At 61.6% G+C, this 13155-nt stretch carries 9 protein-coding genes; 4 read left to right on the top strand and 5 right to left on the bottom strand.

Features of this window, described 5'->3' with window-relative positions; all coding sequences use genetic code 11:
- Positions 1–320: 320 nt before the first annotated feature.
- From mazG to rlmD, 3 genes are all read right to left on the bottom strand, one after another.
- A complete protein-coding gene (gene mazG, locus JL05_RS04670; protein ID WP_033631803.1) occupies positions 321–1115 on the bottom strand; it encodes a nucleoside triphosphate pyrophosphohydrolase in 795 nt (264 codons plus the stop codon).
- Between the two features lie 102 nt (positions 1116–1217).
- The gene (gene relA / locus JL05_RS04665) at positions 1218–3449 is read right to left on the bottom strand and encodes a GTP diphosphokinase (RefSeq protein ID WP_004932686.1); all 2232 of its coding nucleotides are present in this window, start codon (positions 3447–3449) and stop codon (positions 1218–1220) included.
- 9 nt (positions 3450–3458) lie between these two features.
- Positions 3459–4808, bottom strand: a complete 1350-nt coding sequence (gene rlmD / locus JL05_RS04660; RefSeq protein ID WP_033631802.1) for a 23S rRNA (uracil(1939)-C(5))-methyltransferase RlmD — start codon at positions 4806–4808, stop codon at positions 3459–3461.
- A 66-nt stretch (positions 4809–4874) separates the two neighbouring features.
- Here rlmD and barA point away from each other — a divergent pair, with 66 nt between their 5' ends.
- On the top strand, positions 4875–7601 hold the full coding sequence (gene barA / locus JL05_RS04655; RefSeq protein ID WP_033631801.1) for a two-component sensor histidine kinase BarA: 2727 nt from the start codon (positions 4875–4877) through the stop codon (positions 7599–7601).
- Positions 7602–7669: 68 nt separating this feature from the next.
- Here the strand turns inward: barA and degP are convergent, their stop codons facing one another.
- Together degP and dgt are read right to left on the bottom strand one after the other, a co-directional pair.
- Positions 7670–9109 carry a serine endoprotease DegP gene (gene degP / locus JL05_RS04650; protein WP_033631800.1) on the bottom strand — a complete coding sequence of 480 codons (1440 nt, stop codon included), beginning with the start codon at positions 9107–9109 and terminating at the stop codon, positions 7670–7672.
- A gap of 181 nt (positions 9110–9290) precedes the next feature.
- Positions 9291–10808 (bottom strand): dGTPase, encoded by a 1518-nt coding sequence (gene dgt, locus JL05_RS04645; RefSeq protein ID WP_033631799.1) that lies wholly within the window; start codon positions 10806–10808, stop codon positions 9291–9293.
- 129 nt (positions 10809–10937) lie between these two features.
- On the opposite strand from dgt, the gene mtnN reads away from it, so the two are divergent.
- From mtnN to JL05_RS04630, 3 genes are read left to right on the top strand one after another with little or no spacing between them, the layout of a single operon-like run.
- Positions 10938–11639 (top strand): 5'-methylthioadenosine/S-adenosylhomocysteine nucleosidase, encoded by a 702-nt coding sequence (gene mtnN, locus JL05_RS04640; protein ID WP_033631798.1) that lies wholly within the window; start codon positions 10938–10940, stop codon positions 11637–11639.
- A 22-nt stretch (positions 11640–11661) separates the two neighbouring features.
- Entirely contained in the window at positions 11662–12447 is a 786-nt protein-coding gene (btuF, locus tag JL05_RS04635) for a vitamin B12 ABC transporter substrate-binding protein BtuF (RefSeq protein ID WP_033633552.1), read from the top strand.
- A complete protein-coding gene (locus JL05_RS04630; RefSeq protein WP_019455092.1) occupies positions 12447–13061 on the top strand; it encodes a TRIC cation channel family protein in 615 nt (204 codons plus the stop codon). The genes btuF and JL05_RS04630 overlap by 1 nt, the downstream gene beginning before the upstream one ends.
- Positions 13062–13155 lie beyond the last annotated feature (94 nt).

Here is a 13155-nt window from a genome sequence, read left to right as displayed (position 1 = left end):
TGGAAGAACCAGGACGGGAAAGTAGTATACCCGAACCTCTCCTGACCTACAAACGATCGTTTTGCTGTCCATCATCTCGGCCGCCCTCCCGTGTTCATCAGGGTTTACTCCGCCGGCGCCCCGCAAACCCTCCAGGAAATACAAAGAGTTAGCGGAGAAAATTTCTTTTTACCGCCCCTCAGGAGCGATAAAACGCCTTAGATTTCAGTTTGTTGGCCTTTTGCTGCCGACGGCAGCCATGCGCCTGTGACCTGACTGCAAGCTTAACCGTTTCAGCTTTCGTGAACCTTGTCGTCGCTCAACATTGTCGTCGCAGCGATTCAACTTTCCTGGCGTTTCACCTGCTGCCAGGCGTCTTCCATCTGCTCCAGCGTGGCGTCTTCAAGCCGCAGCCCGCGTTGCTGGACGATCGCTTCCACCTGGCGGAAGCGGCGCTCGAACTTGCGGTTCGCCGCCTGCAGCGCGTTCTCCGCTTTGTGCCCCAGATGGCGCGACAGGTTCACCGTGGCGAACAGCAGATCGCCGATCTCCTCTTCCAGCTTGCTCTCATCGACCACCGCCTGGCGGGCTTCGTGCATCACTTCATCGATCTCTTCGTACACTTTGTCCAGCACCGGCCCCAGGGTGTTCCAGTCGAAACCGACCGAGGCGCAGCGTTTTTGGATTTTGTGCGCCTTCATCAGCGCCGGCAACGCCTGCGGAATGTCGTCCAGCACCGAGTGCAGCGCTTTTTCGGCGCGCTCGCCGGCCTTGAGCTGCTCCCAGCGCGCGGCCACGGCTTCGCTGTCCCCACCCTCGGCGTCACCGAAGATATGCGGGTGACGGCGCTCCAGCTTATCGCTGATGGCGGTGCACACCTCATCGAAATCGAACAGCCCCTGCTCCTGCCCCATCTGGGCGTAGAACACCACCTGGAACAGCAAATCGCCCAGTTCGTCGCGCAGATCGGCGTAGTCCTGCCGCTCGATGGCGTCCAGCACTTCGTAAGTCTCTTCCAGCGTGTAGGGCGCGATGGTGGCGAAAGTTTGCTTGCGATCCCACGAGCAACCGACCTGGGGATCGCGCAGCGTTTTCATGATGTTCAGCAGGCGCTGCAGCGGAGTGGATTGGGTCATAAAAAATCTCTGAGAAAGAATGAGGGCGCATGGGAGCGCCCACCGAATGCATGGTTCTCGGGCCGTATCGATGGCGCATACGGCCCGAAAGGCGATGTGAGCTTAGTTGCCGTGCAGACGCTTGGCGTCTATCACGTCCGGCAGCTGGTTCAGCTTCGCCAGCACCCGGCTCAGCACCTGCTGGTTGTAGATTTCGATATCCATGTCGATGGTGGCCAACTGTTTCTTGGTGTCGCTGCGGCTGGCAACCCCCAGCACGTTGACCTTTTCGTTGGCCAAAATGGTGGTAATGTCGCGCAGCAACCCGCTGCGATCGTTGGCCATCACGCGCACCACCAGCGAATAACCGCTGGAGTAGCTTTCACCCCATACCGCATCGACGATGCGCTCCGGCGCGTGCGATTGCAAATCGACCAGTTGATCGCAGTCCGCACGGTGGATCGAGATACCGCGCCCCTGGGTGATAAAACCGACGATGTCGTCGCCAGGGATCGGCTGGCAACAGCGGGCAATGTGGTGCATCAGGTTGCCCACGCCCTCCACCACCACTCGGCCGTTGTCCTTGTTGCGGGCCGGCGGCGGCGCTTTCTGCTGCACCAGCTGGCGCAGCGCCTCGCGATCCTGTTCTTCGGCGCTCGGCTTGTTGAACTTACCCTGCAGGTAATTCACCATCTGGTTCAGGCGAATGTCCCCGCCGCCGATCGCCGCCAATACCTCGTCCAGCGAGTTCATGTTGTAGCGCGGGATCAGCAGCTTTTCGGCCTCTTTCAGGCTGATGCCGAGGTGTTCCAGTTCGTTGTCCAGCATCTGGCGGCCGGCGAGAATGTTCTTGTCGCGATCCTGCTTGCGGAACCAGTTGTGGATCTTCGAGCGCCCGCGGCTGGTGGTGACATACCCCAGGTTTGGGTTCAGCCAGTCGCGGCTCGGGTTCGGCTGTTTCTGGGTGATGATCTCAATCTGATCGCCCATCTTCAGCTGATAGGTAAACGGCACGATGCGGCCGCCGATCTTGGCGCCGATACAGCGGTGACCGACGTCGCTGTGAATGTGGTAGGCGAAATCGAGCGGCGTGGAGCCGGCCGGCAGATCCACCACGTCGCCTTTCGGGGTAAATACATAGACCCGATCGTCGAACACCTGGCTGCGCACTTCGTCGAGCATCTCGCCGGAGTCCGCCATTTCTTCCTGCCAGGCGATCAGCTTGCGCAGCCAGGCGATGCGTTCTTCGTAGCCGGAGCGCACGGTCACGCCTGCGCCCTCTTTGTACTTCCAGTGCGCGGCCACGCCCAGTTCGGCGTCTTCGTGCATTTGGCGCGTGCGGATCTGAATCTCTACGGTTTTGCCGCGCGGCCCCAGCACCACGGTGTGGATCGACTGGTAGCCGTTCGGTTTCGGGTTAGCGACGTAGTCGTCGAACTCATCCGGCAAATGGCGGAAGTGGGTATGCACGATGCCCAACGCCGCGTAGCAATCCTGCAGGCGCTCCGCCACGATGCGCACCGCACGCACGTCGAACAGTTCGTCGAACGCCAGGTGTTTTTTCTGCATCTTGCGCCAGATGCTGTAGATGTGTTTCGGCCGGCCGTAGATCTCCACCCGAATGCCTTCGTTGGCCATCTCGGCGCGCAGCCCGGCGACGAAATCGTCGATGAACTGTTCGCGATCGATGCGGCGCTCATGCAACAGCTTGGCGATGCGCTTATATTCTTCCGGATGCAGGTAGCGGAAGCAGAAATCCTCCAGCTCCCACTTCAGCTGGCCGATGCCGAGCCGGTTGGCCAGCGGGGCGTAGATGTTGGAACACTCTTTCGCCGCCAGCACGCGTTCGTCTTCCGGCGCGTCTTTCACCTCACGCAGGTGGGCGATGCGCTCCGCCAGCTTGATGACCACGCAGCGGAAATCCTCCACCATCGCCAACAGCATGCGGCGCACGTTGTCGACCTGTTCGGAGGCCATCGAGTCGTTTTGGGTGGCTTTCAGTTGGCGAATGGCGTCCATATCACGCACGCCGTGCACCAGCGCGACGATGCCCTTGCCGAACGCTTCGGTCAGGGTCTCTTCCTGCACGATGCCGGCGTCCACCAGCGGGAACAGCAGCGCGGCGCGCATGCTGTCGTTGTCCATGCTCAGCGTCGAGAGAATTTCCACCATCTCCAGGCCGCGCCACAGCAGCAGCGAGGCGTCAGGATGGTTTTGGGTCTGCTGCTCACAATAACGCCAGGTTGCGGCCAATCGCTCACATGACTGCGGGTTAGGTAGCCCCAAGCCGGCGATCCACTCATCGAGAGCGAACTCACCCGCCGTATTCAGATGTGCACTTCTTACCGCAACCATAACTTCTCCCTACTTTGCAGCGACCTCTGGCGCACGCTCGTTGATAAACAGCGCCATTGATTCAAGATGCCCCGTGTGCGGAAACATATCCAACATCCGCACGCGCGCAAGACGATAACCGGCGTTCAACAGCACGTTGCTGTCGCGAGCCAGCGTGGTGGGGTTACAGGAAACATACACCACCCGCGCCGGCGCCAGTTTTACAATGTGTGACATCACCCCGGCCGCACCGGCGCGGGCGGGATCCAGCATCACCTTATCAAACCCTTGTGCTGCCCAAGGTTGCCGCGCAACGTTGTCCTCCAGATTCTCATGGAAGAACGACGCATTATTCAGCTTATTCTTATGTGCATTATATTGCCCATTCGCTACCAGCGTGGCAACACCTTCGATGCCCACCACCGCGGCGGCGCGGCGCGCCAGCGGCAGGGTGAAATTACCCATGCCGCAGAACAGGTCCAGCACCCGATCATTGGGTTGAATGTCGAGCCATTCAAGGGCCTGCGCCACCATTTGTTGGTTTACGACGTCATTGACCTGAATAAAGTCGCGCGGACTGAAGTCTAAGCGTAGCCCGTCAACCTGATAATACGGCGTTTCACCGCACAGTTTTTCCACCCGTTCGCTGTCCGGCGCCAGATAAACGGCGACCTTTTCCCGCTCGCCAAACGCCAACAGCGCCTGCCGATCCGCCTCTTTCAGCGCGTCGAGATGACGCAGCACCAGCAGCGGGCCGTTATCCGCCAGCACCAGCTCCACATGCCCCAGCCGCCGCACCGCCTGCAGCCCGCTCAGGCAGGCGCGCACCGGCGCCAGCAGCTGCTCCAGCTCCGGCCGCAGCACCGGGCAGTGCTCCACCGCCACCAGCTCGCTGGAGGCCGCCTGCCGAAAGCCCATCATCAGGCGCTGCAGCTTCGGCTGCCATACCAGACTCAGGCGGGCGCGGCGGCGATAGCCGTATTCCGGGCCGGCGATCACCGGTTCCTGTTGCGGGGTTACGCCGGTTTCGCGGGCGATCATGCGCACCAGCGCCGCCGCCTTGCTCTGCTGTTGCAGCGCCTCATCCGCGTGCTGCTGCTGGCAGCCGCCGCACACGCCGAAATGCGGGCAGCGCGGTTCTACCCGCTGCGGGCTGCGGCTCAGCAAGCGTTTGAGTTTGCCTTTGGCGAACTGACGCTTGTCTTCGGTCAGCTGGATTTCCGCCTGCTCGCCCGGCAAGACGCCCGGCACGAACACCGCTTTGCCGTCGTGGCGCGCCACGCCCTGGCCGAAAGGATCGAGATCGCTCACCGTCACGGTGAAGATTTGTGAGCTCTGCCGGGTCGTCACGCGGCGTTTGGGAGAGTAGAATTGCGCCATATTTGTCGATTGTGTGCTGGTTCATTAAGCTAGTGTCAGCTGTCAATTCTCCCACATTGGAATCCCATGACCAAATACAGCCTGCGTGCGCGCATGATGATCCTGATTCTGGCACCGACCTTGCTGATTGGTTTGCTGCTCAGCACCTTCTTCGTGGTGCACCGCTATAACGAGCTGCAGGAACAACTGGTCGACGCCGGCGCCAGCATCATCGAGCCGCTGGCGGTGGCCAGCGAGTACGGCATGACGTTCCGCAGCCGCGAATCGGTCAGGCAGTTGGTCAGCCTGTTGCACCGCCGCCATTCGGACATCGTGCGTTCGATCACCGTGTTTGATGCGCAGAATAACCTGTTCGTCACCTCCAATTATCATCACAACTTCGCTCAGCTGCAGCTGCCGAAAGGCGTGCCGTTGCCCACCGATCTGATGCTCACCCGACGCGGCGATTCGCTGATCCTGCGCACGCCGATCCTGTCGGAAAGCCAGTATCCGGATGAAACCGCCGACGGCGGCAGCCATCCCGACAACAACCTGGGCTATGTGGCGATCGAGCTGGATCTGCAGTCGGTGCGGCTGCAGCAATATAAAGAGGTCTTTGTCTCTACCCTGCTGTTGCTGCTGTGCATGTGCATCGCCATCCTGTTCGCTTACCGGCTGATGCGCGACGTGACCGGCCCGATCCGCAATATGGTGAACACCGTCGACCGCATCCGCCGCGGCCAGCTCGACAGCCGCGTGGAAGGCTACATGCTCGGCGAGCTGCACATGCTGAAAAACGGCATCAACTCGATGGCGATGTCGCTTACCGCCTATCACGAAGAGATGCAGCAGAACATCGATCAGGCCACGTCAGACCTGCGCGAAACGCTGGAGCAGATGGAGATCCAGAACGTCGAACTGGATCTGGCGAAAAAACGTGCGCAGGAGGCGGCGCGCATCAAGTCCGAATTTCTGGCCAACATGTCGCATGAGCTGCGTACTCCGCTCAACGGCGTGATCGGCTTCACCCGCCAGATGCTGAAAACCGATCTGAGCGCAACCCAGACCGACTATTTGCAGACCATCGAGCGCTCGGCCAACAACCTGCTGACCATCATCAACGACGTGCTGGACTTCTCCAAGCTGGAGGCCGGCAAGCTGGTGCTGGAGCATATTCCGTTCGCCCTGCGTGAAACGCTGGACGAAGTGGTGGTGCTGCTGGCGCCCAGCGCCCACGACAAGGGCCTGGAGCTGACGCTGGATGTGCACAACGACGTGCCGGAGCAGGTGATCGGCGACTCGCTGCGCCTGCAGCAGATCATCACCAACCTGCTGGGCAACGCCATCAAATTCACCGAAACCGGCAATATCGACATTCGCGTCGAGCTGCGCAAACAGCTGGATCGCCGGGTGGAAGTGGAAGTGCAGATCCACGATACCGGCATCGGCATCTCCGAACGCCAGCAGTCGCAGCTGTTCCAGGCATTCCGCCAGGCGGACGCCAGCATCTCCCGCCGCCATGGCGGCACCGGGCTGGGGCTGGTGATCACGCAAAAGCTGGTGAAAGAGATGGGGGGCGATATCTGCTTCCACAGCCAGTTGAACCGCGGCTCGACCTTCTGGTTCCATATCACGCTGGATCTGAATGAGGGCATGCTGTCGCTGGCGCCGAGCCTGCCGGATCTGAACGGCAAAACGCTGGCCTATATCGAGTCCAACCCGACGGCGGCGCAGGCGACGCTCAACATGCTCAGCGTCACGCAGCTGGTGATCACCCACTCGCCGACGCTGGGCCAGTTGCCGCCAAGCCACTATGATTTCCTGCTGGCCGGCGTGCCGATCCCGTTCCGCGACAACATGGCGCAGCACGAGGACAAATTGCTGGCCTCGCTGAAGCTGGCCGATCGGGTCATTCTGGCGCTGCCGTGCCAGGCGCAAATCGATGCCGAACTGCTTAAACAACAAGGCGCGCTCGGCTGCCTGATCAAGCCGATCACCAGCACCCGACTGTTCCCGATGCTCCGGATGGAGGCGCCGGCACGCCTCACCGCGCAGCCTGAGCGTAAACGCCTGCCGCTGACGGTGATGGCGGTTGACGACAACCCGGCTAACCTGAAGCTGATCGGCACGTTGTTGGGAGAACAGGTAGAAAAAACCCTGCTGTGCGAGAGCGGCGAGGAAGCGCTGGCGCTGGCGCGCGACAACGTGCTGGATCTGATCCTGATGGACATTCAAATGCCGAAGATGGACGGCATTCACGCCAGCGAGCTGATCCGCCAGTTGCCGCATCACAACTCCACGCCGATTGTCGCCGTCACCGCCCATGCTGCCAGCGGCGAGCGCGAGCATCTGCTGCAGGCGGGGATGGACGACTACCTGGCCAAGCCGATCGACGAGAAAATGCTGACCCGCGTGCTGTCGCGCTATCACAGCGGCGACGTGGAAAGCGCCGTCGCCGACGATGCCCCGCTGTCGCTCGACTGGCCGCTGGCGCTGCGTCAGGCGGCCAATAAGCCGGATCTGGCGCGCGATCTGCTGCAAATGCTGCTCGATTTCCTGCCGCAGGTGCGCGAACGGGTGCAGGCGCTGCTCGAGGGGCAACACGACGACGAGATCCTCGACCTGGTCCATAAGCTGCACGGCAGCTGCAGCTACAGCGGCGTGCCGCGCCTCAAGCAGCTGTGTTTCTACCTCGAGCGGCAGCTGCGCCAGGGCATCACCAACGACGAACTGGAGCCGGAGTGGCTGGAGCTGTTGGATGAGATTGAACTGGTGATCCACGCGGCGCGCGCGCATCTGGCGCAACCGGCCTGAATCCTCAGGCCATAATGCAAAAAGGCACGCCATAGCGTGCCTTTGTTGCTTTTAGCGCCTGACGTTTATCACTGCGCCAGCAGGTACAGTTGGCTATCGCCGCGCTGAATATTCAACGCCAGCACCGACGGTTTGCTGTCGAGGATTTTACGCAGCTCGCCCAGGTTCTGGATCGGCTGTTGGTTCACGCCCAGGATCACGTCGCCCTTTTTCAGGCCGATGCGCGCGGCGGCGCTGCCGGCTTTCACGCTGTCGACCTTGACGCCTTTCACGTTGCCGACCTGAGCATTGCTCAGCTCGGCGCCTTCGATGCCGGTGTAGATATTGCCCGAGGCCACCTGGGTCTGCGCGCTTTGCTCCAGCGTGACGTCAATGGTCACCGGTTTGCCGTCGCGGATAATGCCCAGCGACATTTTGCTGCCGACCGGCAGCGTGCCGATCTCCGCCCGGAACGAGGCGAAGCTGGAGATGGCCTTGCCGTTCATGGTGACGATCACGTCACCGGCTTTGATGCCCGCCTTCGCGGCGGAAGACTTCGGCACCACCTGGCTGACGAAAGCGCCGCGCTGCGCGTCGACCTTCATCGCCTTGGCCAGCTCAGAGTTAAGCTCGGTGCCCATGATGCCGAGCTCGCCGCGTTTCACCTGGCCATACTCGACCATTTGCGCCGTCAGGTTTTTCACCATGTTGCTCGGAATGGCGAAGCCGATACCGATGTTGCCGCCGTCCGGCGCCAGGATCGCGGTGTTGATGCCGATCAGCTCGCCGTTCAGGTTAACCAGCGCGCCGCCGGAGTTGCCGCGGTTGATCGCCGCATCGGTCTGGATAAAGTTTTCGTAGTTTTCGATATTCAGGCCGCTGCGCCCCAGGGCGGACACGATGCCTGAGGTGGCGGTTTCGCCCAGCCCGTACGGGTTGCCGATCGCCACGGTGTAATCGCCGACGCGCAGCTGATCGGAGTCCGCCATCTTGATCGCCGTCAGGTTCTTGAAGTCTTTCAGCTGGATCAGGGCGATGTCGGAACGCGGATCCTTGCCGATCACCTTGGCGTCGAAACGGCGGCCGTCGCTCAGCTGCACCTGGATCTTGTTGGCGTTATCCACCACGTGGTTATTGGTCACCACATAGCCCTTGGCGGCATCGATGACCACCCCGGCGCCCAGCGCCTGGAATTTCTGCTGCGTGCCCTGCGGCTGGCCATCCGGCCCAGGCTGTTCACCGCCCTGACACATCGGCGAGCCCTGGAACGGCGAACCGTCCTGGCAGAACGGCGAATCTTCACCGAAGAATTGTTGGAACTGCTGCGGCATGCGCGGCGTATTGACCGTGGTGCTGCCCTCAACGTTAATGCTCACCACGGAAGGCATGACCTTTTCCAGCATCGGCGCCAGGCTCGGCAACTGCTGGGTGCTGGAAGAGGCGGTTTCAGCGGCGCTGGCCGTCACCGGGCCGATCGCCATGCCGATGCTGAATGCCAATGCGCTCAGAACTAATGCGGTTTTTTTCATCTGTGTGTCTCTTATAAAGTCGTTCAAAAAAGAATGGCCGTCTTGCGTGCTTATTCAGAGTTAATTAATAGCCTGAAGTTCCGGCACAGATGATTGGCAATAGTAAACAAATATTGTCCGTCTTTACAAAAATCAAGACAGCCAACCGGTTGGAATTGCTGAAAATTATTCCTCAGCTTAATTATTCCGCCGCCATTAATCGACGATATTCATCATAGGCATAAAGGTCGGTCATTCCGCTGATATAGTCCTGCAATAAACGCGCGCGGAAATAATATTCCCGAATGGCTTGCTGCTCCGGCGATAAATGCTGCAGCCCTTCTACCGCCTCCGCATACGCCAGCCGATGCTTGGTGGACAGCTTGTGGAACAGGCGCGTTTCGATCGGGTAAGCGCGGTGGCTGTCCTCATGCACCAGCAGGCTGAAGTCCGCCAGCGACATCGCCAACAGCGGGCTGTAAATGTCCAGCAGGCCGCTGATCACCCGGTAGCCTTGCAGCTCGAGCTGCTCGACCTCCGGGTGGTTGAACACATGCTTGAACGCCACATTTTTAAATATTTTCAGCAGCCGATAGGCCGGGCTGGAATCCTCCAGCAGCGCCTGATTGAAGCTGCCCTGATAAACCGCGTCCAGATTGTCGATAAAGCGCTGCGCCGCGTGCGGCACCAGCCGCGCCACGGTAAACACCCGCAGATACATGAAGAACTGATCTTCCGCGCTGCGCCGCGCGCCGCCGCGATCGATCTTGCGAAACGCGCTGGCGACGGTCTTGTCGAACAGATCGCCCGGCGCCACCTCGCCCCACTCCTGAATCAGGTGCTGATACAGCTGCTCGACGGTGAAAATGCTCTTCTCCACCGCGTCTTCCAGATCGGCCACGCAGTAAGAGATATCATCGGCGGCCTCCATAATGTAGGTCAGCGGGAAACGATCGAACTCGCCCATATGCAGCTCACGCCGCAGCCGATCGACGAAGGCCTCTTCCGCCAGATAGTAGCCGGGCTTTTTCATCAGATAACTGTGGCTGGCGGGGATGTCGCTCGCCCAGTAGGCCGGGCGGGTGTATTTCAAAATGCAGCCGACCTGCGCGTAGGTCAGGTTGAGCTTGAGCAGGCTGTACACCATGCGGATCGCCTGGGCGTTGCCCTCGAAGTGGCTGAGATCCTGACGGATCCGGCTGCGCAGCCGGTTCAGATCGCTCTCCCCTTCATGCAGGCGCAGCGTCGCCACCTGGCAGCGATCGTGGCTGCCCGGCTCGCTGCCGCAGCTGGCGGGATCGAGCCGCTGGGCAAACCAGTCATTGATCGCCGATTCGCCGAAGTGACCGAACGGCGGATTGCCGATGTCGTGCATCAGGCAGGCCATTTCCACGATGCTTTCAAACGGATCGAGCAGCCGGGTCAGGCCGAGTTCGTCGATCTTCCCCGCCTGTTTGAAGCGGTTGAGGATCTCTTTGGCGATATGGCGCCCGACCTGCTGCACCTCCATCGAGTGCGTCAGGCGGCTGCGCACCGCCGCGTTGCGCTCCAGCGGAAATACCTGAGTTTTTTGCTGCAGACGGCGAATGGCCGCCGAGTTGACGATGCGCCCGCGATCGCTCTCGAACTGCCGCACGATGTCGTACTCTTCCTCGGCCTCGATCGGTTTGCTGAAAGGCCGTTGGAAGCTGATTTTTTGCTTGAAGTCGATCCCGGACATCTGTTTCTCCGCCGTTGCGCCCTGCCTCCGTGATAACAATTCCCGGCGGCGGATGCAACGCATTATCTCTCTTACACAGCCATGATAGACTATGCCGCAATTCTCACGGCCAATCAGCGAGTGTTATTTATGAAAGTAGGCATCATCGGCGCAATGGAGCAGGAAGTCACCCTGCTGCGCGATCAAATCGAAAACCGTCAAACCATCCAGCGCGCGGGCTGCGAAATCTACACCGGCCAGATCGGCGGCGTTGACGTGGCCCTGCTGAAATCCGGCATCGGCAAAGTCTCTGCGGCCATGGGCACCACCCTGCTGCTGGAGCACTGCAGCCCGGACGTGGTGATCAATACCGGCTCCGCCGGCGGCCTGGCCAGCACGCTGCGCGTGGGCGATATCGTGGTGTCGGAAGAAGTGCGCTACCACGACGCCGACGTCACCGCCTTCGGCTACGAGCAGGGCCAGATGGCCGGCTGCCCGGCGGCGTTCGTCGCCGACGACGCGCTGATCGCGCTGGCGGAAAGCTGCATCAAACAGCTGGATCTGCACGCGGTGCGCGGCCTGATCTGCAGCGGTGACGCCTTCATCAACGGCGCCGAACCGCTGGCGCGCATCCGCGCCACCTTCCCGAGCGTCGCCGCCGTGGAAATGGAAGCCGCGGCGATCGCCCACGTCTGCCATCTGTTCGGCACGCCGTTCGTGGTGGTGCGCGCCATTTCCGACGTCGCCGACAGCGAATCGCACATGAGCTTTGACGAGTTCCTGGTGGTAGCGGCCAAGCAGTCCACGCTGATGGTCAACGCCATGCTGCAAACCCTGGCCAAGCGCGGTTGATGTGAGACTGCGCTTCACCTCGATGTTCTGCCTGTTGGCGCTCTGGCTGGCTCTGCCGGCCGGCGCCGCGCAGCGGGTGATCAGCCTGGCGCCCAACGCCACCGAACTCGCCTATGCCGCCGGCATGGGCGATGTGCTGGTGGCGGCGAGCGCCTATTCCGATTACCCGCCGCAGGCCGCCAGGCTGGAGCAGGTGGCCTCCTGGCAGGGCATCAATCTGGAGCGGGTGCTGGCGCTCAAGCCGGATCTGATCCTCGCCTGGCGCGGCGGCAATCCGCAACGCGCCTTGGATCAGCTCGCCGCGTTCGGCATCCCGATCTTCTATGCGGACGCCGACAATCTCGAAGGGATCGCCGGCTTGCTGGACAAGCTGGCGCGCTACAGCCCGCACCCGGACCAGGCGCATCAGGCCGCAGAAGGCCTTCGTCGCCAGTTCACCGCTCTCAAGCAACAGTACGCCACTAACGTGCCACGCCGCGTGTTGCTGCAGTTCGGCACCCAGCCGCTGTTCACCAGCTCCGGCGCCACGCTGCAAAGCCAGGTGCTGGCGCTGTGCGGCGGGCAGAACGTCTTCGCCGACAGCCGCACCCCTTGGCCGCAGATCAGCCGCGAGCAGGTGCTGGCGCGTCAGCCGCAGGCCATCGTCATCACCGGCGGCGCGAAAGAGGCCGCCAATGTGAAAGCCTTCTGGGCGCCGCAGCTGCAGGTGCCGGTGATCGCGCTGAACGAAGACTGGTTCAATCGCGGCGGGCCGCGCATCCTGTTGGCGGCGCAGCAGCTGTGCCGCCAGCTGGCGGAGATCCGCTGATGCTGGTGTTCTGGCTGGATATTCTCGGCACGGCGGTGTTCGCCGTCTCCGGCGTATTGCTGGCCGGCAAGCTGCGCATGGATCCGTTCGGCGTGCTGGTATTGGGCGTGGTCACCGCGGTCGGCGGCGGCACCATCCGCGACATGGCGCTGGCCAACGGCCCGGTATTCTGGGTCAAGGATCCCACTGATCTGGTGGTGGCGATGATCACCTGCGTCTTGACGCTGCTGCTGGTGCGCCAGCCGCGCCGCCTGCCGAAGTGGGTGCTGCCGGTGCTGGACGCCGTCGGGCTGGCGGTGTTCGTCGGCATCGGCGTCAACAAGGCCTTCGCGGCCGGCACCGGCCCGCTGGTGGCGATCTGCATGGGGGTGATCACCGGCGTCGGCGGCGGCATTATCCGCGACGTGCTGGCGCGCGAGATCCCGATGATCCTGCGCACCGAAATTTACGCCACCGCCTGCATCATCGGCGGCATCGTGCACGCCACGGCGTTTTACACCTTCGGCATGCCGCTGCAGCAGGCCATGATGCTGGGCATGCTCATCACCCTGGCCATTCGGCTGGCGGCCATTCGTTGGCATCTCAAGCTGCCCGCCTTTATTCTCGAACGCTGAGCCGCCGCGCATCACTCGAGGCCGTCCGGTGCAGGAGAACGGCACGGCAGTGATCCTGGTGGAAGGGTAGGCATAAAAAAACCCGCCGGCCGTA

Origin of the sequence: Serratia nematodiphila DZ0503SBS1, assembly GCF_000738675.1 — a bacterium.
Taxonomy (GTDB): Bacteria; Pseudomonadota; Gammaproteobacteria; order Enterobacterales; family Enterobacteriaceae; genus Serratia; species Serratia nematodiphila.
Note: the sequence above shows the minus strand (reverse complement) of the source record. Positions and strands in the feature narration are given on the sequence as shown.